This window comes from Crossiella sp. SN42 (assembly GCF_023897065.1).
GTDB lineage: Bacteria > Actinomycetota > Actinomycetes > Mycobacteriales > Pseudonocardiaceae > Crossiella.
Genome location: NZ_JAMHIV010000021.1, coordinates 114,916 through 138,783, shown reverse-complemented (window position 1 = coordinate 138,783; position 23,868 = coordinate 114,916). Strand labels below are relative to the sequence as shown.

Below are 23,868 nucleotides of genomic sequence, written 5' to 3'. Positions count from 1 at the left end.
TTCCATGACCGCCACGCTTGAGCGCGCGAGCGCCGCCCGGCCCGTCCCCAGCAAGGGGCGGGCCGGGCGGCGGCGCCGGAACTTCCTGACCGTCCTGGGCTTCATGTCCCCGGCGATCATCGGGTTCGCGGTGTTCTTCGGCTACCCGCTGATCGCCACCATCTACTTCTCCTTCACCAGGTACGACCTGATCAACGCACCGGAGTGGCTGGGCTTCGGCAACTACATCCGGATGTTCACCAGCGAGCCGCTGGTGGGCGTCGCGGTGTGGAACACGCTCTGGCTGGTCGTCATCCTGACCACCTGCCGGGTGGTCTTCGCGCTCGGCACGGCCATGGTGATCTCGCGGCTCAAGAGCGGGGTCGGCCTGGTCCGCACCCTGTGCTACCTGCCCTCGCTGGCCCCGCCGGTGGCGGCCACGATCACCTTCGTCTTCCTGTTCAACCCCGAGTTCGGGCCGATCAACAAGTTCCTCAAGTTCCTCGGCGTCGACGGCGGGCTGTGGTTCTCCGACCCGGAGATGGCCAAGCCCGCGCTGACCATCCTGGCGCTGTGGGGCTCCGGCGAGCTGATGATCATCCTGCTGGCCGCCCTGCTGGACGTGCCGCAGGAGCAGTACGAGGCGGCCGAGATCGACGGCGCCGGACCGGTCCGCAAGTTCTTCTACATCACGCTGCCGTCGATCTCACCGGTGCTGATGTTCGGCGTGGTGAACTCGGTGATCTTCGCCCTGCAGTTCTTCACCCAGGCCGTGGTGGCCGGTTCGGTGGCCTCCGGTTCGGCCGAGGTCGCGGGCAACGCCAAGGACATCGGCTTCCCGCAGAACTCCACCCTGACCTTCCCGGTCTGGCTCTACGTCCAGGGCTTCCGCTACTTCAACATGGGTTACGCGGCGGCCATGGCGACCCTGCTGTTCATCGTCTCCTTCGCCTTCACCGCGCTGCTGGTGCGGCAGATGCGTCGGGCCTCGCACGTCGAGGAGGGCTCGTGACCACCGCGACCGCAACACGCCCTGCCACCCGCCGCAGGCCCCCGCCGAAGCGGAAGCCCAGTGGCTCCTGGCAGAAGACGTTGTACTGGATCGCCACGCACAGCATCGGCATCGCGCTGGCGCTGGCCTTCTCGCTGCCGATCGTGTTCGTCTTCCTCACCGCGTTCATGTCCGACAGCCAGGCGCTGTCCTCCAGCCTGTGGCCGGAGTCCTGGCACCCGGAGAACTTCTTCCGGGTGTTCGAGAAGGCGCCGCTGCTGGAGTACACGCTCAACAGCCTGATGTACTCGCTGCTGGCCACCGCGGGCATGCTGCTCTCGGCGATCCCGGCGGCCTACGCGCTGGCCAGGCTGAAGTGGAAGGGCCGCAACGGGGTCTTCCTGCTGGTGGTGGCCGCGATGATGCTGCCGCCGCAGGTGGTGGCGGTGCCGCTGTACGACATGTGGGTCAAGTTCGGCCTGACCGGCACGCTGTGGCCGCTGATCGTGCCGTACTTCCTCTTCGACGCCTTCAGCGTGTTCCTGCTGCGCCAGTTCTTCCTGACCATCCCGCAGGACTACATCGACTCGGCCAAGATCGACGGCTGCAACGAGTTCACCGCCGTGCTGCGGGTGCTCATCCCGATGTCCCGCCCGGGAATCGCGGCCACCGGGCTGTTCTGCTTCCTCTACACCTGGAACGACTTCTTCGGTCCGCTGATCTACACCGGGGAGAACAAGGCCAACTGGCCGCTGTCGTTGTCACTGGCCTCGTTCCGGGGCCAGCACGCCGTGGAGTGGAACCTGATGATGGCCGCCACGGCGCTGATCATGGTTCCCGCCATCGTGCTGTTCCTGTTCGCGCAGAAGTCCTTCGTCCGAGGGATCACCTTCACCGGAGTTAAGGGTTAACGATGAAGCTCACCGTCGTCGGAGGCGGCTCCACCTACACCCCTGAGCTGATCGACGGGATCGCCGGGCGCAGAACCAGCCTTGCGGTGGACGAGATCGTGCTGGTCGACCCGGACGAGCACCGGCTCGCGGTGATCGGCGAGTTCAGCCAGCGGTTGCTCGACCACGCGGGACACCCGGCCAGGGTCCGCACCACCACGGACCTGGAGTCCGGCGCCGAGGGCGCGGCCGCGGTGCTGCTGCAGCTGCGCGTCGGCGGGCAGGAGGCCCGCCGCTCGGATGAGACCTTCCCGCTGGAATGCGGCTGCGTCGGGCAGGAGACCACCGGAGCGGGCGGTCTGGCCAAGGCGCTGCGCACGGTCCCGGTGGTGCTCGACATCGCCGAGCGGGTGCGCAAGGTCACCGGGCCGGACACCTGGATCGTCAACTTCACCAACCCGGTCGGCATCGTCACCAGAGCCTTGGTGCAGGCCGGTTTCCGGGCGGTCGGCCTGTGCAACGTGGCCATCGGCTTCCAGCGCTACGTCGGCAAGCTGCTCGGCGCGGCCCCGGAACAGGTGCGGCTGGGCCACATTGGCCTCAACCACCTGACCTGGGAGCGCGAGGTGCTGGTGGACGGCGTGGACGTGCTGCCGAGGCTGCTCTCGGAGTTCGGCGAGGACGTGGCCGAGCACATCGGGCTGCCCGCCGAGCTGATGCGGCGGATGGGCGTGGTGCCCTCCTACTACCTCAAGTACTTCTACAGCCACGACGAGGTGGTGGCCAAGCAGCGCACCGAGCCGCCGCGCGCGGAGGTGGTCAGCCTGGTGGAGAAGGAGCTGATGGGCGTCTACGCCGATCCCGCGGTGGTGACCAAGCCGGAGGCGCTGTCCCAGCGCGGCGGCGCCTACTACTCCGAGGCCGCGGTCCAGCTGGTGCACGCGCTCACCGGCGGCGAGCAGGGCGAGGAGCACGTGATCAACGTGCCGAACAACGGCACGCTGTCGTTCCTGCCGGACGACGCGGTGATCGAGGTTCCGTCCATTGTGGACCGCAACGGCGCGAAGCCGTTGCCGGTCAAGCCGGTCGAGCCCGAGTACTCGGGCCTGATCAGCCACGTCACCGCCTACGAGTACCTGGCCCTGGAGGCCGCGCTGCACGGCGGCCGGGACCGGGTGGCCAACGCGCTGCTCGCGCACCCGCTGATCGGCCAGTGGAGCATCGCGGAGAAGCTGGCCGACCAGCTCGTCGCGGAGAACGCCGACCTGCTGCCGTGGGCGAAGGCATGAGCGGGAGACCCGAGGTCAGCGATCTCGTCCTGGCCATCGACGGCGGCAACAGCAAGACCGATGTGATGCTGGTGGCCAGGGACGGCGAGGTGCTGTCCCGGGTCCGCGGCATCGGCTCGCCGCCGCAGACGGTGGGCATGCAGCGGGGCCTGGACACCTTCGAGAGCCTGATCGTCGAGGCCGCCCGGCAGGCGGGCTACGCCGGCACGGCTCCCTTCGCCGCGCACACCTCGGCCTACCTGGCGGGCGCGGACCTGCCCAAGGAGGAGCAGTTCCTCCAGGAGGCGATCACCGCGCGCGGCTGGTCGGCCACCACCACGGTGGCCAACGACACCTTCGCCCTGCTGCGCGCGGGCAGTCCCACCGGCGCGGGCGTGGCGGTGGTCTGCGGCGCGGGCATCAACGGCGTCGGGGTGGCCCCGGACGGCCGGGTGCACCGCTTCCCGGCGCTGGGCCGGATCTCCGGCGACTGGGGCGGCGGCGCGCACCTGGGCAGCGAGGCGCTGTGGCTGGCGGTGCGGGCCGAGGACGGCCGCGGCGAGCCCACCGCGCTGCTGCCCGCCATCCGCGAGCACTTCGCGGTGCCCACCCTGCTGGAGCTGATCGAGCGGCTGCACTTCGGCGAGCTGTCCGAGGACGTGCTGCACGAGCTGTCCCCGCTGCTGTTCCGGGTGGCCGGGCAGGGCGACGCGGTGGCCCAGCAGGTGGTGGACCGGCTGATCGACGAGGTCAGCGTGCTGGCCACGGTCAGCCTGCGGCAGCTCGACCTCACCGCCGAGCCGGTGCACGTGGTGCTCGGCGGCGGGGTGCTCACCGGCGTCGGTCCCGCCGTGATCGAGCAGGTGGCCAAGCGCTGCCGGGCGGTCGCCCCGCTGGCCGAGATCATCGTGGTGGACCCGCCGCCGGTGGTCGGCGCGGCACTGGCCGGGCTGGACGTGCTCGGCGCGGACCGGGCAGCGGAAACCCGGCTGCGGGCCGGTTTCCTGGCCCCAGCCAAGGATGAGAGCGCTCCAGTGGACGGTGGCGCGGAGGAAGCGGCCGCGGTGTGAGTTCCCGCGGCGGTCCCGGCCCCTGCGCCGGGACCACCGCGGTTTCCACCGGAGCGGGCTCACCTGGTGGCGAGGCGCAGCGCGCCGCCCTTGTTCTCGTCATCGGTGCCCAGCAACATCTCCTCGCACCTGGCGTCCAGGCAGGTCAGCGCCTCGATCTTGCGCCCGGTGAAGGTGCCGATCCGCCTCGGCTCCTTCCGGACCTCCAGCGCCACCCCGTTCGCCCCCGCGCTCACCCGGCCCGCCGAGTAGGTCGCGGAGTCGAACGGACCGTCGTCCCCGATGTCCGAGGCGGCCGAGATGACCAGCTCGCCGTCGGGCAGCACGTCCAGGTCGGACATGTGCCGCACGTTCTTCCTCGGGTAGGGCACCCGGACCGCCGAGGACCTCACCGGACCGAAGGTCAGCTTCGCCAGGTCGAACTCGGCCGCGTAGAGCGTGGCCGGCCTGCTGTCCAGGCCCCGGTCCGCCCACAGCGCGATCGTCCTGCCGCCCGCGGCGGCCAGCGCGAAGCTCTCGTAGTCGTCACCGGCCTGGCCCGCCGGCACCTGGAAGGTCTGCCGCACGGACGCCTCGCCGGCGCCGAGCTTGATCAGGAAACCCTTGCCCTTGCTGGCCAGCGTGATGAACTCGCCTGCCCGCCCCGGCACGGGCTCGATCGACTCCAGGTCCACCGGCAGCTCACCGCGCCACTCCAGCGGCTGGACCACCGGCTTCTTCCCGTCGGCCTGCACCACCCTGGCGATCCGGTTCTGCCCCGGCTTCTTGTTGTCGCGCACGATGAGCGACTCGACCCGCCCGTCACCGCGGGCCAGCACGGTGGCCCCGCTGACCCCGGAGAGGATGTCCGAGCCGACCTGTTGCCACCCCTGCGGAGCGGCCTGCGCGGCCGGAGCCGCCAGCAGCAGCACCGCCAAAGACCCGATCACAACACGACGCATGGCCCGAAGTGTTGCGAGAATCACGTGGCATTCGGCTCATACTTTCGGTCGGACATCCGATGACTTTCCACAGTTACTGGCGAGTAACCTTCGCCATCGTAACTGACGGTAGCGTAGGTCGCGCTCCGCTTGTCATGCTGGCCGGATGGAGAAGCCGCTAGAAGAGGAGGCCGTGCCGGGCCTCTGGGGGTCCTACGCCGCGCTGGGCGACAGCTTCACCGAGGGCCTCGACGACCCGTTGCCGGACGGCAGTTTCCGTGGCTGGGCAGACCGTCTGGCCGGTCACCTGGCCACGGCCCGCCCGCACCTGCGCTACGCGAACCTCGCGATCCGGGGCAAACTGCTCGGCCAGATCATCGAGGAGCAACTGCCGGTGGCGGTGGCCCTGCAACCGGAACTGGTCACGTTCTGTGCAGGCGGCAACGACATCCTGCGCCCAGGCAGCGACCCGGACGCCCTGGCCGTGGAGTTCGAGGCGGCCACCGCCCAGCTCCGCGCGGCCGGCGCCGACGTGGTCATCTGCACCGGCTTCGACACCAAGGACGTGCCCATCATGCGCCGCGTCCGCGGCAAGGTAGCCACCTACAACGCCCACCTCCGCGCCATCGCCGACCGCCACAACTGCTACGTAGTCGACCTCTGGTCAATGGCGGTCCTGCACGACCCCCGCGCCTGGAGCGAAGACCGCCTGCACCTGTCCCCCGAAGGCCACGAGCGAGTCGCCCTCCGCGCCTGCGCCGAACTCGGCATCCCGGTCACCGCCAACTGGTCCGAACCCTGGCCCCCCGCCAACCCACCGGACTGGCTCACCCTCCGCCGCGCCGACATCAAATGGGCCAGGCAACACTTCGTGCCCTGGCTCGGCCGCAGACTGGCCGGCAGGTCCTCCGCCGACGGCATCGAGCCCAAGCGCCCAGAACTGGCAGAACTCTGCGAAAAGGCCTGAGCGACACCCCAACAAACGGCTGACCTGTCGCGAAAGAGGCGTGGCGCGCCAGCGACACGCCGGGCTCTGAACCCAGCGGTGGGTTTGGTTTTTTCGCGTCGTGCGTTCGTGCCCTCGACACACCGAAGCTTGCTTCGGGGGTGTGGCGAGGGCACGAACGCACGACTCCAAGAGCGAAAAATCCCGCGTGCGGAGCACGCCAATGTGACAGCCCCAAAAACCAATCACACCCGGCATCCGGGGACGCGGATGCCGGGTGTGACCAAGTGGGCGACGAACCTCCCCCAGAAGGCTCCCCCAGTGCCGCCATGTCGCTGGTGCAGCGCGAACCAACCACCGACAGCACAGAGAATTCCACGGCCCGCTTGACGGAGCCTAACCGCGAACTAAACGAGATCAGCGGGGCTTGGCGGGCAGCCTCCAGTGTGCCGTCTGAGACGGCCGCGTACCAGCGTTTTCCCAGCATTGGCCACAAAACACCTCAGCCGAGCTGGGCCAGCCGGTCCCGCAGCACCTCCAGCTCGGGCAGTCGCAGCACCTCGTAGAGCTCCAGCGAGCGTTGCCAGACCACCCTGGCCCCGCTGGGGTCCCCGCGGGAGACGAGCACCTCGCCGAACTCCATCAGCATCCGGGCTTCCTGCGGTTTGGAACCGGCGGCCTCGGCCGCGGCCACCGCGTCCCGGTAGTACCGCTCGGCCTCGTCCAGGCGGCCGAGGTCCCGGCTGACGTCGCCCATGCCGCCGAGCACGATGGCCATCCGGTCGTTGTTGTTGGAGTCGCGGTAGATGTCGAGGGCTTCGCGCAGGTGCACCAGGGCCTGTTCGTGGTCGCGGTGCCGGATGGCGATCTCGGCCATGTTGGTCAGCGCGATGGGCAGCACGAAGAAGTTGCCGATCCGCCTGCTCAGCTCGATCGCCCGGCGGCAGGACTCGACCGCCTCGTCCTTGCGGCCGGTCTCGTACAGGTACTGGGTCATGTTGCTGGACAGCAGCGCCAGCGAGGCCAGGTCGCCGATCTCCTCGGCGATCCGGTAGGCGGTGGAGTCGTGGTGCAGGGACAGCTCGGGCAGCCCGCGCCTGCCGTGGATCATGCCCAGCGCGGTGTGGATGCGCACCTCGCCCCACCGGTTGCCCAGCAGCCTGGCCGCTTCCAGGCCGATCAGGTTGACCTTGACCGCGTCCTCCCAGGGGAACCGCGCGTCCAGGTACGGGTTGAGCATGGTGGGCAGCTGCCAGGCGGCCTCGTGCTGGCCGGACTCCTCGGCGAGCACCACCACCGAGGTCAGGTTGGCCCATTCGGCGTCGAAGAAGGCCAGCGCCTGCTGCCGGTCGTTGAGGGTCGGCTGCCGCACGTGCGGGCGGGTCAGGCCGGGGCGCAGGTCGTCCAGGATGGGCCGCATCAGCCTGCGCGCGCGGTCGGCCACCACCAGGTAGTAGTCGAGCAGGCCGCGCAGCGCGCTGTCCCGCTCCTTCTCCTCGGTCTCGTTGCGGAACAACGCCCTGGCGTACAGCCGCATCAGGTCGTGCATGGAGAACCGGTCGACCTCGTGTTCGATCACCAGGTGCGCGGCGGCCAGCGCGCGCAGCGAGCGCCGGGCCTGGGCCACCCCGACCTCGGCCATGGTGGCCATCAGGTACGGCGAGACGTCCCGGCCGGGGTGCCCGCCGAGCAGCCGGAACACGCTGGCGTGCGGGGGCGGCAGGTCGCGGTAGGACAGGTCGAAGGCGCCGCGCACCGAGGTGTCGGTCTCCTCCACGTCCAGCGCGGCCAGCCGCTCGTGCTCGTCGGCCAGCTCCTCCACCAGGTCGCCGACCTCGCGTTCGGGGTTGACCGCGAGCCGGGCGGCGGCGATCCGCAGCGCCAGCGGCAGGTTGCCGCACAGCTCGGCCAGCCGCCGCACCTGGGCCAGGTCGTGCTCGGAGTGCCGCTCGCCGGCCACCCGGTTGATCAGCTGCACGGTGTCGGCCATGGACAGCGTGTCCAGCGGCAGCACCCTGGCCCCGTTGGTCACCACCAGCCCGTCCAGCCGCCGCCTGCTGGTCACCACGGTGAACGCGCCGCTGGTGGGTAGCAGCGGGCGCACCTGGTCGGAGTCGTGCGCGTCGTCGAGCAGCACCAGCATCCGCCGCCCGGCGATGGTGGAGCGGTAGAGCGCCAGCCGCTCGTCGAACTCCGCGGGCACCGACTCCGGCCGCACGCCGAGGGCGACCAGGAAGTGCCGCAGCACCTCGGCCGGGTCCACTGGCGCGTGCTCGGGGTCGAACCCGCGCAGCGAGGCGTAGAGCTGGCCGTCCGGGAACTCGGCGGCGGCCCGCTGCGCCCAGGTCAGCGCGAGCGCGCTCTTGCCCACCCCGGCGGTGCCGGCCAGCACCGCGATCCGCGGGCCGTCGGCCATGCCGACCAGCCGGTTCAGCCAGGCCAGCTCGGCGTTGCGGCCGGTGAACCCGGCGGGCGCGGGCGGCAGCTGCACCGGCACGCTGGGCAGCGCCGAGGGCGGCGAGACCGGGCGCTGGGCGGCCGGGTCGGGCGCGAGCTCGTCGGTGAGCACCTGGCGGTGCAGCTCCTGCAGGGTGGGGCCGGGGTCGATGCCCAGCTCGTCCACCAGCCGGACCCGGAAGGACTGGTAGGCGCCGAGCGCGTCGGCCCGCCGCCCGCTGCGGTAGAGCGCCAGCACCAGCTGCCCGACCAGCCGCTCCCGGAACGGCTGCTCGGCGACCAGCCGCTGGAGCTCCACGACCACCTCGCCGTGCCGGCCGAGGTCCAGCTCGGCCTGGATCCACTCCTCCACCGCGACCAGCCGCAGCTCCTCCAGCTCGGGCGCGACATCGCGCAGCACCTGGGAGGAGGGCACATCGCTGAGCACCGGGCCGCGCCAGAGCTTGACCGCCTCGCTGAGCAGCTCCCGCCTGCGCGCGGCCGGCTCGCCGCGGGCGGCGCTGAGCAGCGCCCTGGCCCGGTGCAAGTCGACCAGCCGGGGGTCGGCGCGCAGCAGGTAGCCGGAGGCGTGCGTGATCAGGGTGACCGAGCCGCCGGGGTCGGCCTCGGTGAGCACCCTGCGCAGCCGGGAGACGTGCCCGTGCACCACGGTGCGCGCGGTCGGCGGCGGCTCGTCCTCCCACAGCGTGGCCTGGATCCGGTCGTGCCCGACGACCTGGTTGACCTCCAGCGCGAGCAGCGCCAGCAGGCAGCGCGCGCCCGCCCTGCCCATCGCCAGCGGGGTGCCGCCGACCACCAGCTCGACCGGGCCGAGCACGCGGAACTCCAAGGGCGGCAACGTCTCCTGGTTCACCGGCCGGCCTCCAGGGTGGCCAGCCTGGTGCGCACGGTCTCGGCCTCACCACGGTCGAAGGCGGCCAGGATCTCCAGCGCCCGCCGCCACTGGGTGGCCGCGGCCAGGATGTCCCCGGTGGCGAAGGCGACGTCGCCGAGTCCGCGCCTGGCGAAGGCCTCCTGCCGGTTCATGCCGTGGCTGATGGCCAGTGCGAGGGCCTGCCGGTTGGCCGCGGCCGCGCCGTCGATCTCGCCGCGGGCCAGCCTCGCCCGGCCCAGGTTGTTCAGCGCGGTGGCCCGGAAGCCGTCGTCGCCGATCTCCTCGTCGATGGCCACCGCCCGCTGGAAGTAGGCCTCGGCCCGCTCCGGCCTGCCGGAGTCCAGGGCCAGCACGCCGAGGGTGTTGTTGATCGCGGACTCGGAGTGCCGGTCGCCGATCTCCTGGTTGCGCCGGATCGCCTCCGCGGCGGCCGCCTCGGCCTGTTCGGTGCGGCGCAGCCAGGCCAGCGCGCCAGCCACGTTGGTGGCGGCGCGGGCGGCGGCCTGCCGGTCACCGGCCTCGGTGGCCGCGGCCAGCGACTCCTGGTAGTAGCGCAGGGACTCCTCCTCGCGGCCCAGCCGGTGCGAGGCCGCGCCGAGCCCGTTGAGCATCATGGCCACGCCAGCGCCCTCACCGGCGGCGGTGGCCGCGGCCAGGCCGAGCTCGTTCACGCTGATCCAGTCCTCCACCCGGTCGCGCATCGCCAGGTACATCGACACCGGCCTGGCCAGCAGCCAGGTCTCCCGGGGGAAGCCCTCTTCCTTGGCCAGCCGGATGACCGCGACCGCGTTGGCCCGTTCCGCCTCGAACCAGCGCAGCGCCTCCTCCGCGCCCCAGTCCGGCACCGGGTCGGCCGCCTCGCCGGGCGGCAGGCCAAAACCGTGGGTGGCCGGGCTGAACTTCACCGCGGCGTGCGCGCACCAGCGCCAGTAGTGGTGGATGAGCCGCCGCTGGGCCGCTCGCCGGGTGGCCTCGCTGAGCTCGGTGCGGGCCAGCTCGCGGGCGTGCAGCCGGATGAGGTCGTGCAGGGCGAAGCGGTCCCGCCGCCACTCGGTCAGCAGGTGCGCGGCGGTGAGCGCGCGCAGCGCCCGCCGGGCCGCGGCCGGGGTGGTGCCGGCCAGCGCGGCCACCAGGTCGGGGGTGAGCACCGGGCCGGGGTGCAGGCCGAGCAGGCGGAACACCGCGGCCGGTTCCGGCGCGAGGTCCCGGTAGGAGATGTCGAAGGCGCCGCGCACCGAGGAGCCCTCCTCCTCCAGCCCGGCCAGCCGGTGCTGCTCGTCGCGCAGCTCGGCGGCCAGCTTGGCGGGGTCGCCCGCGGCGGCCAGCCGGGCGGCGACCACCCGCAGCGCCAGCGGCAGGTCCCCGCACAGCGCGGCCAGCTCGTCCAGCACCGCCGGGTCGGCCTGGCCCGCACGCCCCAGCAGCGCGACGCCCTCGGCGCGGGGCAGCGTGCCCAGGGTGTGGATGCCCGCGCCGTGGCTGACCACCAGGCCGTCCAGCCGCCGCCTGCTGGTGATCAGGGCCAGCGAGCCGCCGCCGGGCGGCAGCAGCGGGCGGACCTGCTCGGAGTCGCGGGCGTCGTCCAGCAGGACCAGCACCCGCCGCCCGGCCAGCATCGAGCGGTACAGCGCCAGGCGTTCGTCGAAGGGCACCGGCACCGCGCCGGGGGCCAGGCCCAGCTCCAGCAGGAACTGCCGGAGCAGCTCGGCGGTCTCGGCGGGCGGGTGCTCGGGGTCGAAGCCGCGCAGCGCGCCGAAGAGCACCCCGTCCCGGAACCGGCTCGCGGTCCGGCGGGCCCAGGTCAGCGCGAGCGCGGTCTTGCCGATGCCGCCGGCGCCGGCCAGCACGCCGACCGCGGACTCCCCGGCCTGCTCGGCCCTGGTCACCAGCTCGTCCAGCCAGGTCTGCTCGGCGGCCCGGCCGGTGAACCCGTACGCGGGCGCGGGCAGTTCGGTGGGCGCGGGCGGGACGGTGGCGGTCTCGGCCTGCTGCACGCACAGCGCCGGATCGTCGGTGCGCACCCGCTCGGCCAGTTCGCGCAGCTCGGGCCGGGGATCGAGGCCGAGCTTCGCGGCGATCCGCTGCTGGTAGCCGGTGTAGGCGCGCAGGGCCTCGGTGCGGCGGCCGCAGCGGTAGAGCGCGAGCACCGCGTACTCGGCCAGCCGCTCCCGGAACGGCTCGTCGGCGTGCAGCTGGAGGATCCGCGGCAGGGTCTCCTCGTGCCTGCCCATGGCCAGCTGGGCGCCGAGGTGCTCCTCGGTCACGGTCAGCCGCAGCTCCACCAGCTCCGGGGCCAGCTCCCTGGCCAGCACCGGCGAGCCGAGACCGGCCAGCGGCTCGTCCCGCCACAGGTCGAGCACCTGGCCGAGCAGCTCGGCGCGCGGGCCGGGCGGCAGGTCCCGGGCGGCTGCGGCCAGGCCGCGCGCCCGGTGCGCGTCGACCAGGTCCGGGTCCATCCGGAGCAGGTAGCCGGGCGCCCGCGTGTCCAAGGACACAGGCAGCGCCAGCTCGGTGAAAAGCTTGCGGAGCCGGGAGACGTAGCCCTGCACGATGGTGCGCGCGGTCGCCGGGGGCCGTCCGTCCCACAGCACCTCGGTGATTCGTTCCGCGCTGACCACCTGTCCCGGTTCCGCCACCAGCGCCGCGAGCAGGCAGCGCACGCCGGAGCCACCCACCGGAACCGGTTCCCCGTCCAGGACGAGCTCCACCGGCCCCAGCAGACGGAATTCGACGCGCTGGGTCGTCGGCCCTGACGAGCAGGTCTCCGCCACCTTGTCTTCGCGCCGCACGGTGGGCACGTTACGACCTTTCGGCGTCCCCTGGGTAAGTCGCGGTACGCCATTCCGTAGTAGTACGGACGACCCGGACGGGGGATCGCTCGTTAGGGTCTGCACAGAGAGATTCACCAGAGACATCCACCCGAGGACGCCGGAGGCGAAGTGCCCGCAGATCCGACGGCGCTCCTGGACCGGGGCGCGGGCTGCCTGCTCGGCGGCGCGGTCGGCGACGCCCTGGGCGCCCCGGTGGAGTTCCTGGCCAGGCCGGAGATCCGCCGCGAGTTCGGGCCAGCCGGCATCACCGACCCGCCGCGCCCGGCGCTGATCACCGACGACACCCAGCTGTCCCTGTTCACCGCCGAGGGCTACCTGCACGCCTGGGTGCGCGGTAAGCACCGGGGCGTGTGGGGGCCGACCGAGACGGTGTGGCAGAGCCTGCGCCGCTGGCTGACCACCCAGCAGCTGGACGGCCCGGCCCCGCTGGCCCGCGGCCTGCTCGCGGACAAGCGGATGTACGCCAGCCGCGCGCCGGGGGTGACCTGCTTACGGGTGCTCCAGTCGGCCACCCTGCCCAACACCACCAGCGACTCCCGCGGCTGCGGCGGCGTGGCCAGGGCCGCGCCGGCCGGTTTCGCGCCCACCCCGCAGACCGCCTACACCCTGGGCTGCGAGTTCGCCGCCCTCACCCACGGTCACCCCGCAGGCTGGGCCCCGGCCGGAGCCCTCGCCCTGATCGTGCACCTGGTAGCGGTCCGTCAACGCCCGTTGGGGGATGCGGTGGACCAGGCCACCGGCCGCGCGCTGCGCGACGACCAGGAGACCGGCCTGGCCCTGGCGGCGGCCTCCGCACTGGCCGCCGCCGACTCGGCCGCGGCCAGGCGGGTGCGCGAGGCCCGCGCCTTCGGCCGCCCGGTGCCGGCCGGCGGTCCGTCGGCGAACTCGGTGGAGCGGCTGGGCGCGGGCTGGGTCGGCCCGGAGGCGCTGGCCATCGGGGTCTACGCCGCGCTGACCCACCGCCGCGCCGAGCAGTTCCCGGACGCGCTGCGGCTGGCCGCCAACCACTCCGGCGACAGCGACTCCACCGCCGCGATCACCGGCAACATCCTGGGCGCCCTGCACGGCACCGCGGTGCTGCCCAGGGAGTGGGTGGGCAGGCTGGAGCTGTGCGACGTGATCGAGCAGACCGGCCGCGACCTGGCCGCCTCCTGCGCGGGCCTGCCCTTCGACGAGGAGCACTACCTGCTGCCGGAGTGATCAGCTCGCCGAGGACTCCGCCCACAGGTTGATGCCGGCGTCCACCGCGTACTTGTCGATCTCCACCAGCTCGTCCGCGCTGAAGTCCAGGTTCCGCGTCGCCGCCAGGTTCTGCTCCAGCTGCGCCACCGAGCTGGCCCCGATCAGCGCCGAGGTGACCCGCGAGTCCCGCAGCGTCCAGGAGATGGCCAGCTGCGCCAGCGACTGCCCCCTGGACCGGGCGATCTTGTTGAGCGCCCTGATCCGCGCCAGGTTGTCCTCGGTGAGCAACCCGGTGGACAGCGACCCGTCCCGGCTGGCCCGCGACCCCTCGGGCACCCCGTTGAGGTAGCGGTCGGTCAGCATGCCCTGCCCCAGCGGCGAGAACGCGATGCAGCCCGCGCCCACCTCTGCCAGCACGTCCAGCAGTTCGGACTCGATCCACCGGTTGAACATCGAGTACGACGGCTGGTGGATCAGCAGCGGCACCCCCATCTCCCGCAGCAGCGCGGCCGCCGCCGCGGTCCGCTCGGCGGAGTAGGAGGAGATGCCGGCGTAGAGCGCCCGCCCGCTGTTCACCGCGGTCGCCAGCGCGCCCATGGTTTCTTCCAGCGGGGTCTCCGGGTCGGCCCGGTGCGAGTAGAAGATGTCCACGTAGTCCAGGCCGAGCCGCTCCAGCGACTGGTCCAGCGAGGCCAGCAGGTACTTGCGGGAACCCCAGTCCCCGTACGGACCAGGCCACATGTCGTATCCGGCTTTCGTGGAGATCACCAGCTCGTCCCGGTACGGGCGCAGGTCCTCGGCCAGCATCCGGCCGAAGTTCTCCTCGGCGCTGCCGTAGGGCGGGCCGTAGTTGTTGGCCAGGTCGAAGTGCGTCACCCCGAGGTCGAAGGCCCGCCGCACGATGGCCCGCCCGGTCTCGTACGGCCGGTCACCACCGAAGTTCTGCCACAGGCCCAGCGAGACGGCGGGCAGCTTGAGGCCGCTGCGGCCGGAGCGGCGGTAGCTGAGCTGGTCGTAACGCGCGGAGTCGGCCAGGTAGGACACGCTGCTCCTCCGGGAGATGGGTCGGTTGCCCAACTTAACCGCGCTAGGCCAACCGGACCACCCTTGCCCGGGCCGTCCCTTTCGGGCAGTTGGCGCACCTGGATGGCGGTATGACCTGGTCAGCGAGATCCGGACCCTGTGTGCACCTCTTGCTCTGGGGGAGGACACATGGCCGATCCAGCCGCGCACGAGCCCCGGTTCACCGTGGTCTCCCGGGGCGCGATGAACCGCTTCGTCTTCCTGGTGCCGCCCGGCCGGTCCGCGGTGGGCCGGGCCGGGGACATCGCGCTGCCCAGCGACGCGGTCAGCCGCAGGCACGCCTGCCTGGACCGGAGCGGGGACGAGGTGCTGGTCAGCGATCTCGGTTCGACCAACGGCACCTGGCTCAACGGGCAGCGGCTGCACGGCCCGCAGGCGTTGCGCGACGGCGACCTGCTGCGCCTGGGAGGGCTGGAGCTGCGCTACTCCGCGCCGGAACCGGGCCGGCACTACCCGGGGGACAGCTACCAGGTGCGGGACCTGCGGGGCGGGGCGATCAACATCGGGCCGGGCGAGCAGCACGTGGCCGGCCGGGACCAGTACGACAACCGCTCGTACGACCAGCGCGCCTATGACCAACGGCGGTACGACCAGCGCCGGTACGAGGAAGCGCACATCACCGTGGACAACGACCCGATGACCGCGCTCACCGAGGGCGCGGGGGTGGGCAGGCTGGTCATGGTGGTCGGGCTGCTGGTCGCGCTGGCCGGGTTCGCGTTGTTCGCCTGGACGATCTTCTCCGGCATGTCCGGGATCTCCGGTGGCAGGCCGGTGGACCCGTTCAGCCTGAAGTTCCAGGGCCTGCCCGCGGTGCCGCTGGGGTTCGGCGCCTTCGCCGCGGGCGGCATCCTGGCCTCCATCGGCGGCGCCATGGCCAAGGCCGCCCGCCGCCGCAAGGACCGCGCCGAGCGCCGCCGGAACCGCTACTGACCTGGAGGACCCATGCGCGACAACTACGACATCCGCGGGGTGCGCGGGACCAACGTCAACATCGGCCCCGGTCAGCAGTACGTGGCAGGCCGGGACCAGCACATCGGCCAGGGCCACGAGCTGCTCACCGAGGTCCAGTCGCTGCGCAGGGCCCTGGACGAGCTCCGGCTCACCGGGGCCGAGCGCCGGGAGGCCGACCGCGCGCTGGACGAGGTGGCCGAGGAGCTCCAGTCCCCGCAACCGGACCGCAGCCGGATCGCCACCCAGACCAACCGCCTGACCACGCTGCTGCGACGAGCGGGCGCACTGGCCTCGGCGGGCGCGGCACTGCTCGGGCCGCTGGGCGCGCTGACCGCGTGGCTGGGGTTCTGACGCAACAGAACCGGGCCAGGCCAGGCGCGGCGCGAAACCCCGCTGGTTCGGCACCAACCGCACCGTGGGGGTCCGGGGGCTCGGCCCCCGGATCACACAACGAGCCCCGGCGAAGCCGCCAACGGCGGCGAGCAGCCAGAGGCGCGACGAGCCGGTGACGGGACTTGAACCCGTAACCCCTCGCTTACAAGGCGAGTGCTCTGCCAATTGAGCTACACCGGCATGCGTGCCGCGAACATCGTATGCGGCACCGGCCCGTGCGCATAACAACCGCCCGATTGCGGACTGTGACAGCGGTTACGCCAACAGGTAGACCTGCGGCGTTGTGGATAACCTCGGGTCACGGATCCCTGTCGACAAAGGAGGCGGACCCGGTGGGTGCTGCGATGGACTCGGCTGCTGACTTCATCGTGATCGCCAACCGTCTACCCGTCGACCTCGAGCGGTTGGACGACGGCACGGAGCGGTGGAAACGCAGTCCTGGTGGGCTGGTCTCCTCGCTGGAGCCGTTCCTGCGTTCGCGCAGCGGCGCCTGGGTCGGCTGGCCCGGGGTGGCTGACGCCGAGGTCGAGCCGTTCGAGGAGACCGGGGTGCAGCTGCACCCGGTGCAGCTGAGCGCGCAGGAGGTGCGCGACTACTACGAGGGCTTCTCCAACGGGACGCTGTGGCCGCTCTACCACGACGTGGTGGCCCCGCCCGCCTACCACCGCAAGTGGTGGGACGCCTACGTGAAGGTCAACCAGCGCTTCGCCGACGCCACCGCCAAGATCGCCGCCGAGGGCGCGACCGTGTGGGTGCAGGACTACCAGCTGCAGCTGGTGCCCGCGATGCTGCGGGAACAGCGGCCGGACCTGCGGATCGGGTTCTTCCTGCACATCCCGTTCCCGCCGGTGGAGCTGTTCATGCAGCTGCCCTGGCGCGGGGAGATCATCCGCGGGCTGCTCGGCGCGGACCTGGTCGGGTTCCACCGACCGGGTGGCGCGCAGAACTTCCTCTGGCTGGCCCGCAGGCTGCTCGGCCTGGAGCCGACCAGGGGCGCGGTGGGGGTGCGCACCCGGCCCGGTCTGGTGCCGGTGGGTGACCGGCTGGTGCGGGTGGGCGCGTTCCCGATCTCCATCGACTCCGCCGGGCTGGACCAGCTGGCGCGCACCCGCGAGGTGCAGCAGCGGGCCGCGGAGATCCGGCGTGAGCTGGGCAATCCGAAGAAGATCCTGCTCGGCGTGGACCGCCTCGACTACACCAAGGGCATCGACGTCCGGTTGCGCGCGCTGCACGAGCTGCTGGCCGAGGAGCGGATCAACTCACAGGACGTGACCATGATCCAGCTGGCCACGCCCAGCCGGGAGCGGGTCGAGCACTACCAGCAGATGCGCGAGGACATCGAGCGCGGCGTGGGACGGATCAACGGCGAGTTCGCTCGGGTGGGTCACCCGGCCGTGCACTATTTGCACCAGTCGGTGGACCGCAAGGAGCTGGCCGCCTTCTTCTGTGCCGCCGATGTGATGGTGGTGACACCGGTTCGGGATGGTATGAACCTGGTCTGCAAGGAGTACGTGGCCTGCCGACACGACCTCGGTGGAACACTTGTGCTCAGTGAGTTCGCCGGAGCCGCCGCTGAACTCACGAGCGCTTTTCTCGTCAACCCGCACGATCTGGATGGCGTGAAGAACGCATTGCAGGCTGCCCTCACCGTTGATCCGGCCGAGGGCCGCCGTAGGATGCGCGCTCTGCGCCGCCAGGTCCTCACCCACGACGTCGACCGCTGGGCTCGATCGTTCCTCGAGGCGCTTGGCACGCAGAGCAACGCGACATAGGTGGCGCCCATCCCCCGGGGCGCGCCCACATAGTTCTCAACCGCCCCGAACGCCACGTAGGAGGAAGGCGTTGACCGCCGAAACCCTCCCCATCGAGTTGCGGCGCGCGATCATTCAGCTGGCTCGGACTCCGAGGCTGCTGGTCGCCTGCGACTACGACGGGACCCTGGCCCCGATCGTCGCCGATCCCGAGCGTGCCCGGCCGCTGCCGGAGTCGGTGAACGCGCTGCGGTCGCTGGCCGCCCTGCCCGCCACCACGATCGCGGTCATCTCCGGGCGCGCCCTGCGCGACCTGGCCACCCTGTCCCGCCTGCCGGCCGAGGTCCACCTGGTGGGCTCGCACGGCTCGGAGTTCGACGTCGGCTTCGTGCACGAGCTGGACGCCGCCGCCAAGGACCGGCTCACCCGGGTCCGCCGGGCGATCGAGGAGATCGTCGCGGACGCCCCCGGTGTGCACCTGGAGTTCAAGCCCGCCTCGGTTGCGGTGCACTCCCGGCGTGCCGAGCCGGAGATCGGCGAACGCGTCTTCGAGGCCGTCCGCCAGGGCCCGTGCACCTGGCCGGACATCCAGGTCACCGAGGGCAAGGCGGTGATCGAGCTGGCCGTGATCCAGACCGACAAGGGCCACGCCCTCGACGTGCTCCGGCACCAGGTGGCCGCCTCGGCCGCGTTCTTCATCGGCGACGACGTCACCGACGAGAAGGCCTTCATCCGCCTGGCAGGCCCTGACCTGGGCGTGAAGGTGGGCGACGGCGACAGCGCCGCGGAGTACCGCATCCCGGACACCGCCGAGGTCGCGCTGGTGCTGGCCTTCCTGCTGGAGGAGCGCCGGAACTGGCTCTACGGCGAGCAGGCGGTGCCGATCGAGCGGCTGACCATGCTGGCCAACGAGCGCTCGGTCGCCCTGGTCACCCCGGACGCCCGGCTGACCTGGCTGTGCCACCCCGAGCCGGACTCGGCGGCGATCTTCGCCGACCTGCTCGGCGGGCCGTCCGCGGGCCACTTCTCCATCAAGCCCGAGCGCAACGGCCTGCCGCTGGGCCAGCGTTACGTGCCGGGCACCATGACGGTGGAGACCCGCTGGTCCAAGCTGCTGGTCACCGACTACCTGGACCACTACGCGCAGCCGCAGCGCACCGACCTGATCCGGGTGATCTCCGGCGACACCACCGCGCTGGTCACCTTCGCGCCGCGGCCGGAGTTCGGCCAGGTCCCGGTGTCGCTGGTGGCCGAGGGCGACGGGCTGCGGGTGCTGGGCACCTCGGACCCGATCGTGCTGCGCTCCCCCGGCGTGCGTTGGCAGGTCACCAGCGACGGCCAGCACGACACCGCGCAGGCCATCGTCGCGGTGCACCCCGGCTCGCCGGTGGTGCTGGAGCTGCGTTGCGGCACCGACGACCTCACCGCCGCGGAGACCCCGGAGGCCGAGCGCCGCGGCCGCGCCGACCGCTACTGGTCGGAGTGGCTGGGCACGCTCGACCTGCCCAAGACCCAGCGCGAGCTGGTGGCCCGCTCCGCGCTGACCCTGCGCGGCCTCCAGCACGGCGAGACCGGCGCCTTCCTGGCCGCCGCGACCTCCTCGCTGCCGGAGGAGATCGGCGGGGTCCGCAACTGGGACTACCGCTACTGCTGGGTCCGCGACGCCGCTCTGTCCGCGCAAGCGTTGGTGTCGCTGGGTTCCCTCGCCGAGGCCGAGGCCTACCTGGGCTGGCTGCACACCGTGCTGGGCACGCTGACCAGCCCGGAGCGGCTGCACCCGCTCTACACCCTGCACGGCACCACGCTCGGCCCGGAAGCGGTGCTGGACACCCTGCCCGGCTACGCGGGCTCGCGCCCGGTGCGGGTGGGCAACCTGGCCAACCAGCAGGTCCAGCTGGACGTCTTCGGCCCGGTGGTCGACCTGGTCAAGAAGCTGACCGAGGCCAGGGGCAAGCTGACCGACGAGGACTGGCGCATGGTGCAGGCGATGGCCGAGGCGGTCACCCGCCGCTGGCACGAGCCCGACCACGGCATCTGGGAGGAGCGCGCCGCGCCGCGGCACCGGGTGTACTCCAAGGTCATGTGCTGGGTCACCCTGGACCGGGCGATCGCCCTCGGCGAGAGCTTCGGCCGGGAGGTCGACCCGGAGTGGGCCAAGCTGCGCGAGACCATCCGCGAGGACGTGCTGGAGCACGGCTGGAACGACGAGGTCCAGTCCTTCACCACCGCCTACGACGGCACCGACCTGGACGCGGCCACCCTGCACATCGGCCTCTCCGGCCTGATCGACCCGGCTGACGAGCGCTTCCAGGCCACGGTCACCGCGACCGAGGCCGAGCTGCGCTCCGGCGTCACCGTCTACCGCTACCACCGCGACGACGGCCTGCCGGGCTCGGAGGGCGGCTGGCACCTGTGCGCGGCCTGGATGATCGAGGCCTACCTGCTCACCGGCCGCCGCACGGAGGCCGAGGAGCTGTTCCAGCAGATGGTGGACTGCGCCGGGCCGACCGGGCTGCTGCCGGAGGAGTACGACCCGGTGGCCGAGCGCTCGCTGGGCAACCACCCGCAGGCGTACTCGCACCTGGGCCTGATCCGCTGCGCCCAGCTGCTGGACGCCTGAGCCGAAAGCACCAACGAACGGGCCGTCGCGCGAACCGCGCGACGGCCCGTAGTTTCTGGCACATGCGTACCAGCCGTGCCGCGTTCGCGGCAGCCCTGACGGCGCTCCTCGCGTTGTCCCTCACCCCGCCGGTGACCGCCGCGCCGCAGAGTCCACAGTGGACAGACTGCGACGCTGACCCCGCCACCCCACTGGAATGCGCCACCCTGCGCGCGCCACTGGACTACCGGGCGCCGGGCGGGAAGACCGTCGAGCTGGCCATCTCCCGGCTCAAGGCGGCGGACCCGGCCAAGCGGCATGGCGTGCTGCTGGTCAACCCCGGCGGGCCGGGCGGCAGCGGGCTGGACATGCCGCTGGGGCTCGCGCAGACCTTCCCCAAGGACGTGCTGGACCGGTTCGACCTGATCGGCTTCGACCCCCGGTTCGTGGGCAAGAGCAGCCCGCTGTCCTGCGGGTTCACCGGCACGGTCTTCGACGCGCTGTGGCCACGGCTGCCCGGACCCGGTGGGTTCCCGGCCGAGGCCAAGGCGGCCAAGGAGGTCGCCCAGCAGTGCCAGCAGGCGGAAGGGGATCGATTGCCCTTCGCCTCCACCCGCAACGCCGCCCGGGACCTGGACCTGGTCAGGGCCGGGCTGGGTGAGCAGCGGATCAGCTTCTACGGCGGCTCCTACGGCACCTACCTGGGCGCGGTGTACGGGCAACTGTTCCCGGCGCGGGTGGACCGGATGGTGCTGGACGGCGCGATCGACCCGGCCAAGGTCTGGCACGGCATGAACCGGGGCTGGGGACCGGCCGCGGAGACCGCGTTCGCGGACTGGGCAGCCTGGGCCGCGGAGCGGGACGCCACCTACCACTTCGGCGCGACCCCGGCCGCGGTGCGCGCGCACTACGCGGAACTGGCACGGGCGCTGGATCAGCGGCCCGCCCAGTACGGGCAGCTGAAGCTGGACGGCAACACGCTGCGCGAGGTGAGCAGGCTGGTGCTCTACAGCGACCGCAGCGACCCGGTGCTCGCCGGGCTGGTCGCCGACCTGGCCGACGGGCAGCTCAGCGACCCTGCGGTGCGCGGCTTCCTGGACGCGGTGCTGGCCACCTTCCCCGCGGACAACTTCGTCTCGGTCTTCCTGGCCGTGCAGTGCACCGACGCCGCCTGGGACCGCAACCCGGCCCGGTACGCGGCCGAGACCGCGCTGGACGCCCGGCGGTACCCGTTCTTCGGCGCGGCGGCGGCCGGCATCGGGCCGTGCGCGTACTGGCCGCACCGGCCGCTGGAGCAGACCACCAAGATCCGCCCGGCCCGGCACGGCGCGCTGGTGGTCGGCGCCACCGGGGACTCGGCCACGCCGTACGCCGGCGCGGTCAGCATGCGCCGGATGCTCGGCGAGAACGCCCGGCTGCTGACCCTGGCGGACGCCCGGATGCACGGGCTCTACGCCCGCTACGGTAACGCCTGCGTGGACAACACGGTGACGAAGTACCTGGTCAGCGGCAGCTTGCCGGCGGCGGATCAGCGCTGCGCGAACGTACCTGGCTGATCACGTACTAAGTACGCTAGCTTCGGTGGCATGCGCCATCGAAGACACCTGCTGGCCGCGGCCGTCGCCGCCCTGCTCGCGACGACGGCCGCGCCCGCCACCGCCGAACCAGCCCCGAATCGTCCACAGTGGACAGACTGCGACGGCAAGCCCGGCACGCCCCAGGAATGCGCCACCCTGACCGTGCCGCTGGACTACCGGAACCCGGGCGGCCGCGAGATCCAGCTCGCCATCTCCCGGATCAAGGCCGCCGATCCGGCCAAGCGGCACGGCATCCTGCTGACCAACCCCGGCGGGCCGGGCGGCGCGGGCCTCGACCTGCCCAGCGACCTGCACTCCAGGCTGCCCCAGCAGGTGCTGGACCGCTTCGACCTGATCGGCATGGACCCGCGCGGGATCGGCCAGAGCGGGCAGGTCGCCTGCGGCCAGACCGGTTCGCTGTTCGAGGTGACCTGGCCCCGGCACCCCGGCAAGCACGGTTTCGCCGCCGACGCGCGGGCCGCCGCCAACCTCGCCCGGCAGTGCCACCGGCGTTTCGGCGACCGGGCGCCCTTCCTCACCACCCGCAACGTCGCCCGCGATCTGGACGCGGTCCGGGCCGCGCTGGGCGAGCGCACGGCCAGCTACTTCGGCACCTCCTACGGCACCTACCTGGGCGCGGTCTACACCCAGCTGTTCCCGGAGCGGACCGACCGGGTGGTGCTGGACAGCGCGGTCGACCCGGCTTCGGCCTGGCGGCAGAGCTTCCGCAACTGGGGCCCGGTGAACGAGCAGGCGCTGGCCGAGTGGGCGGACTGGACGGTGCGCAACGGCGCGCCGCTGGGTCAGACCGCCGAGCGGGTCAGGGCCCGGCTGGACGCGCTGCTGCCGAAGCTGGACCGGCACCCGGTCCAGCACGGCTCGTTCACCTTCACCGGCGAGGTGCTGCGCCCGGTGGTCCGCGGGGTGCTCTACGACGAGCGCGACAACCAGGGGCTGGCCGCGCTGATCGGCGATCTGGACCGCGGCGCGCTGCGCGACCCGGCGGCGATCGCACTGGCCGACCAGGTGGCCGCGCTGCCTCCCGCGGACGAGCTGTTCTCCGGCCACCTGGCGGTGGCCTGCGACGACGCCGAATGGCCGCGCGACCCGGCCCGCTACGCGGTGGACTCGGCCCTGGACGGGCGCAAGTACCCGTTCTTCGGCGCGGCGGCCAGCAACATCCACCCGTGCGCGTTCTGGCCGGGCAAGCCGATCGAGCCGCCGACCCAGGTGGTGCCGGGCCGGGCGAAGAGCGTGCTGATCGTGCAAGCCGCAGGCGACACCTCCACGCCGCTGGTCGGCGCGCAGGGGCTGCGCCGTGCGCTCGGCGACCAGGGACGCTTGGTGCTGCTGGAGAACACTCGCGTGCACGGGGTCTACGCCAACTTCGGCAACGCCTGCGTGGACGCGGAGGTGACCGGCTACCTCGTCGGCGGTGCGTTGCCCGCCAAGGACGTCAGCTGCCGGAAGTAGTGCCGAGCACCAGGTCCAGCCCGGCCTCGAACAGCTCCTCCTCGTCGAGGCCGGGCAGCACCGAGAGCACCGCGTGCAGCGCGGGATGGGTCTGCGGCGGGAGGTCCGCCGCGGTCGGCAGCAGCTCGGGGTGCTGGACCATCCTGGCCGTGTTGCGGGTGATGCTGCCCAGCACCAGCCAGTTGGCCGCCGCCCCGCGCAGCACCGCCTCGCGCGGGGACATCCCGGCGTGCAGCAGCGCGGCGAAGGCGGCCTCGTTGAGCCGCAGGTCGTAGTCGCCGGGCCGGTCCATCCGCACGATCAGCTGGATCAGGCAGGGGTGGGCCAGCAGCACCGCCCGGTGCGCGCGCAGGGCCCGCTTCAGGCCCTCGGCGCCCTCTTCCAGCGCGGGCAGCGGGGTGCGGGTGACCAGGTCCTCGTAGGCCGCGGCGAGCAGCTCGTCCTTGCCGGCGAAGTAGGTGTAGATCGCCATCGGCTTCGCGCCCAGCGCGGTGGCCAGCGCGCGGATGGTGAGCCCGTCCACGCCGTCGGCGTCCATCAGCTCGATCGCCTTGGCCAGCACCAGCGACCGGTTCAGCCTGCCCCGAGTCCGCGGCGCCTGAGTCATAGCGGCAAGGATAACCGGGGAGATTT

The 23,868-nt window shown here is 72.2% G+C and carries 17 protein-coding genes and 1 tRNA gene; 12 read left to right on the top strand and 6 right to left on the bottom strand.

All coding sequences use genetic code 11. The annotated features are described in order from the left end of the window. Positions 1 to 4 precede the first annotated feature (4 nt). Genes M8C13_RS25210 through M8C13_RS25195 form a run of 4 tightly spaced genes read left to right on the top strand, consistent with a single transcriptional unit; the run spans position 5 to position 4,198 of the window. A complete protein-coding gene (locus M8C13_RS25210) occupies positions 5 to 991 on the top strand; it encodes a carbohydrate ABC transporter permease (RefSeq protein ID WP_252483155.1) in 987 nt (328 codons plus the stop codon). Beyond that, a complete protein-coding gene (locus tag M8C13_RS25205) occupies positions 988 to 1,881 on the top strand; it encodes a carbohydrate ABC transporter permease (RefSeq protein ID WP_374213140.1) in 894 nt (297 codons plus the stop codon). The genes M8C13_RS25210 and M8C13_RS25205 overlap by 4 nt, the downstream gene beginning before the upstream one ends. A gap of 2 nt (positions 1,882 to 1,883) precedes the next feature. Further along, on the top strand, positions 1,884 to 3,149 hold the full coding sequence (locus M8C13_RS25200; RefSeq protein WP_252483154.1) for a 6-phospho-beta-glucosidase: 1,266 nt from the start codon (positions 1,884 to 1,886) through the stop codon (positions 3,147 to 3,149). Next, the gene (locus M8C13_RS25195; RefSeq protein ID WP_252483153.1) at positions 3,146 to 4,198 is read left to right on the top strand and encodes an N-acetylglucosamine kinase; all 1,053 of its coding nucleotides are present in this window, start codon (positions 3,146 to 3,148) and stop codon (positions 4,196 to 4,198) included. The genes M8C13_RS25200 and M8C13_RS25195 overlap by 4 nt, the downstream gene beginning before the upstream one ends. A gap of 59 nt (positions 4,199 to 4,257) precedes the next feature. On the opposite strand, the gene M8C13_RS25190 is transcribed toward M8C13_RS25195, so the two are convergent. Next, positions 4,258 to 5,139, bottom strand: coding sequence for a hypothetical protein (locus tag M8C13_RS25190; protein WP_252483152.1), 882 nt, complete (start codon positions 5,137 to 5,139; stop codon positions 4,258 to 4,260). Positions 5,140 to 5,284: 145 nt separating this feature from the next. On the opposite strand from M8C13_RS25190, the gene M8C13_RS25185 reads away from it, so the two are divergent. Further along, positions 5,285 to 6,085 (top strand): SGNH/GDSL hydrolase family protein, encoded by an 801-nt coding sequence (locus M8C13_RS25185; RefSeq protein WP_252483151.1) that lies wholly within the window; start codon positions 5,285 to 5,287, stop codon positions 6,083 to 6,085. A gap of 481 nt (positions 6,086 to 6,566) precedes the next feature. Here the strand turns inward: M8C13_RS25185 and M8C13_RS25180 are convergent, their stop codons facing one another. Both M8C13_RS25180 and M8C13_RS25175 read right to left on the bottom strand, forming a co-directional pair. Further along, positions 6,567 to 9,374: a BTAD domain-containing putative transcriptional regulator gene (locus tag M8C13_RS25180; protein ID WP_252483150.1), complete on the bottom strand. Its 2,808-nt coding sequence runs from the start codon at positions 9,372 to 9,374 to the stop codon at positions 6,567 to 6,569. Next, a complete protein-coding gene (locus M8C13_RS25175) occupies positions 9,371 to 12,184 on the bottom strand; it encodes a BTAD domain-containing putative transcriptional regulator (protein WP_252483149.1) in 2,814 nt (937 codons plus the stop codon). The genes M8C13_RS25180 and M8C13_RS25175 overlap by 4 nt, the downstream gene beginning before the upstream one ends. A gap of 150 nt (positions 12,185 to 12,334) precedes the next feature. Between M8C13_RS25175 and M8C13_RS25170 the strand changes: the two genes are divergently transcribed. Continuing rightward, on the top strand, positions 12,335 to 13,426 hold the full coding sequence (locus M8C13_RS25170) for an ADP-ribosylglycohydrolase family protein (RefSeq protein ID WP_252483148.1): 1,092 nt from the start codon (positions 12,335 to 12,337) through the stop codon (positions 13,424 to 13,426). Here the strand turns inward: M8C13_RS25170 and mgrA are convergent, their stop codons facing one another. Continuing rightward, complete coding sequence (mgrA, locus tag M8C13_RS25165) at positions 13,427 to 14,452, bottom strand: L-glyceraldehyde 3-phosphate reductase (protein ID WP_252483147.1); 1,026 nt, start codon at positions 14,450 to 14,452, stop codon at positions 13,427 to 13,429. It abuts the gene before it with no gap. A 168-nt stretch (positions 14,453 to 14,620) separates the two neighbouring features. On the opposite strand from mgrA, the gene M8C13_RS25160 reads away from it, so the two are divergent. After that, on the top strand, positions 14,621 to 15,421 hold the full coding sequence (locus tag M8C13_RS25160) for an FHA domain-containing protein (RefSeq protein WP_252483146.1): 801 nt from the start codon (positions 14,621 to 14,623) through the stop codon (positions 15,419 to 15,421). A gap of 12 nt (positions 15,422 to 15,433) precedes the next feature. Then, positions 15,434 to 15,793 (top strand): hypothetical protein, encoded by a 360-nt coding sequence (locus tag M8C13_RS25155; protein WP_252483145.1) that lies wholly within the window; start codon positions 15,434 to 15,436, stop codon positions 15,791 to 15,793. A 149-nt stretch (positions 15,794 to 15,942) separates the two neighbouring features. Here M8C13_RS25155 and M8C13_RS25150 read toward each other — a convergent pair. Then, a tRNA-Thr gene (locus tag M8C13_RS25150) sits at positions 15,943 to 16,015 on the bottom strand. Between the two features lie 164 nt (positions 16,016 to 16,179). On the opposite strand from M8C13_RS25150, the gene M8C13_RS25145 reads away from it, so the two are divergent. The 4 genes from M8C13_RS25145 (at position 16,180) to M8C13_RS25130 (ending at position 23,235) form a co-directional block, all read left to right on the top strand. After that, positions 16,180 to 17,607, top strand: a complete 1,428-nt coding sequence (locus tag M8C13_RS25145) for a trehalose-6-phosphate synthase (protein WP_252483144.1) — start codon at positions 16,180 to 16,182, stop codon at positions 17,605 to 17,607. A gap of 70 nt (positions 17,608 to 17,677) precedes the next feature. Then, positions 17,678 to 20,206, top strand: a complete 2,529-nt coding sequence (gene otsB / locus M8C13_RS25140) for a trehalose-phosphatase (RefSeq protein WP_252483143.1) — start codon at positions 17,678 to 17,680, stop codon at positions 20,204 to 20,206. A 62-nt stretch (positions 20,207 to 20,268) separates the two neighbouring features. Next, positions 20,269 to 21,741: an alpha/beta hydrolase gene (locus M8C13_RS25135; protein WP_252483142.1), complete on the top strand. Its 1,473-nt coding sequence runs from the start codon at positions 20,269 to 20,271 to the stop codon at positions 21,739 to 21,741. Between the two features lie 30 nt (positions 21,742 to 21,771). After that, entirely contained in the window at positions 21,772 to 23,235 is a 1,464-nt protein-coding gene (locus M8C13_RS25130; RefSeq protein ID WP_252483141.1) for an alpha/beta hydrolase, read from the top strand. On the opposite strand, the gene M8C13_RS25125 is transcribed toward M8C13_RS25130, so the two are convergent. Beyond that, on the bottom strand, positions 23,219 to 23,842 hold the full coding sequence (locus M8C13_RS25125; RefSeq protein WP_252483140.1) for a TetR/AcrR family transcriptional regulator: 624 nt from the start codon (positions 23,840 to 23,842) through the stop codon (positions 23,219 to 23,221). The genes M8C13_RS25130 and M8C13_RS25125 overlap by 17 nt on opposite strands. Between the last annotated feature and the right edge of the window lie 26 nt (positions 23,843 to 23,868).

What these genes read in the sequence shown, in the direction of transcription:
- M8C13_RS25210 (WP_252483155.1), top strand. Translation starts at nt 5, where the DNA reads ATGACCGCCACGCTTGAGCGCGCGAGCGCCGCCCGGCCCGTCCCCAGC.
- M8C13_RS25200 (WP_252483154.1), top strand. Translation starts at nt 1,884, where the DNA reads ATGAAGCTCACCGTCGTCGGAGGCGGCTCCACCTACACCCCTGAGCTG.
- M8C13_RS25195 (WP_252483153.1), top strand. Translation starts at nt 3,146, where the DNA reads ATGAGCGGGAGACCCGAGGTCAGCGATCTCGTCCTGGCCATCGACGGC.
- M8C13_RS25190 (WP_252483152.1), bottom strand. Translation starts at nt 5,139, where the DNA reads ATGCGTCGTGTTGTGATCGGGTCTTTGGCGGTGCTGCTGCTGGCGGCT.
- M8C13_RS25185 (WP_252483151.1), top strand. Translation starts at nt 5,285, where the DNA reads ATGGAGAAGCCGCTAGAAGAGGAGGCCGTGCCGGGCCTCTGGGGGTCC.
- M8C13_RS25160 (WP_252483146.1), top strand. Translation starts at nt 14,621, where the DNA reads ATGGCCGATCCAGCCGCGCACGAGCCCCGGTTCACCGTGGTCTCCCGG.
- M8C13_RS25155 (WP_252483145.1), top strand. Translation starts at nt 15,434, where the DNA reads ATGCGCGACAACTACGACATCCGCGGGGTGCGCGGGACCAACGTCAAC.
- M8C13_RS25145 (WP_252483144.1), top strand. Translation starts at nt 16,180, where the DNA reads ATGGACTCGGCTGCTGACTTCATCGTGATCGCCAACCGTCTACCCGTC.
- M8C13_RS25135 (WP_252483142.1), top strand. Translation starts at nt 20,269, where the DNA reads ATGCGTACCAGCCGTGCCGCGTTCGCGGCAGCCCTGACGGCGCTCCTC.
- M8C13_RS25130 (WP_252483141.1), top strand. Translation starts at nt 21,772, where the DNA reads ATGCGCCATCGAAGACACCTGCTGGCCGCGGCCGTCGCCGCCCTGCTC.
- M8C13_RS25125 (WP_252483140.1), bottom strand. Translation starts at nt 23,842, where the DNA reads ATGACTCAGGCGCCGCGGACTCGGGGCAGGCTGAACCGGTCGCTGGTG.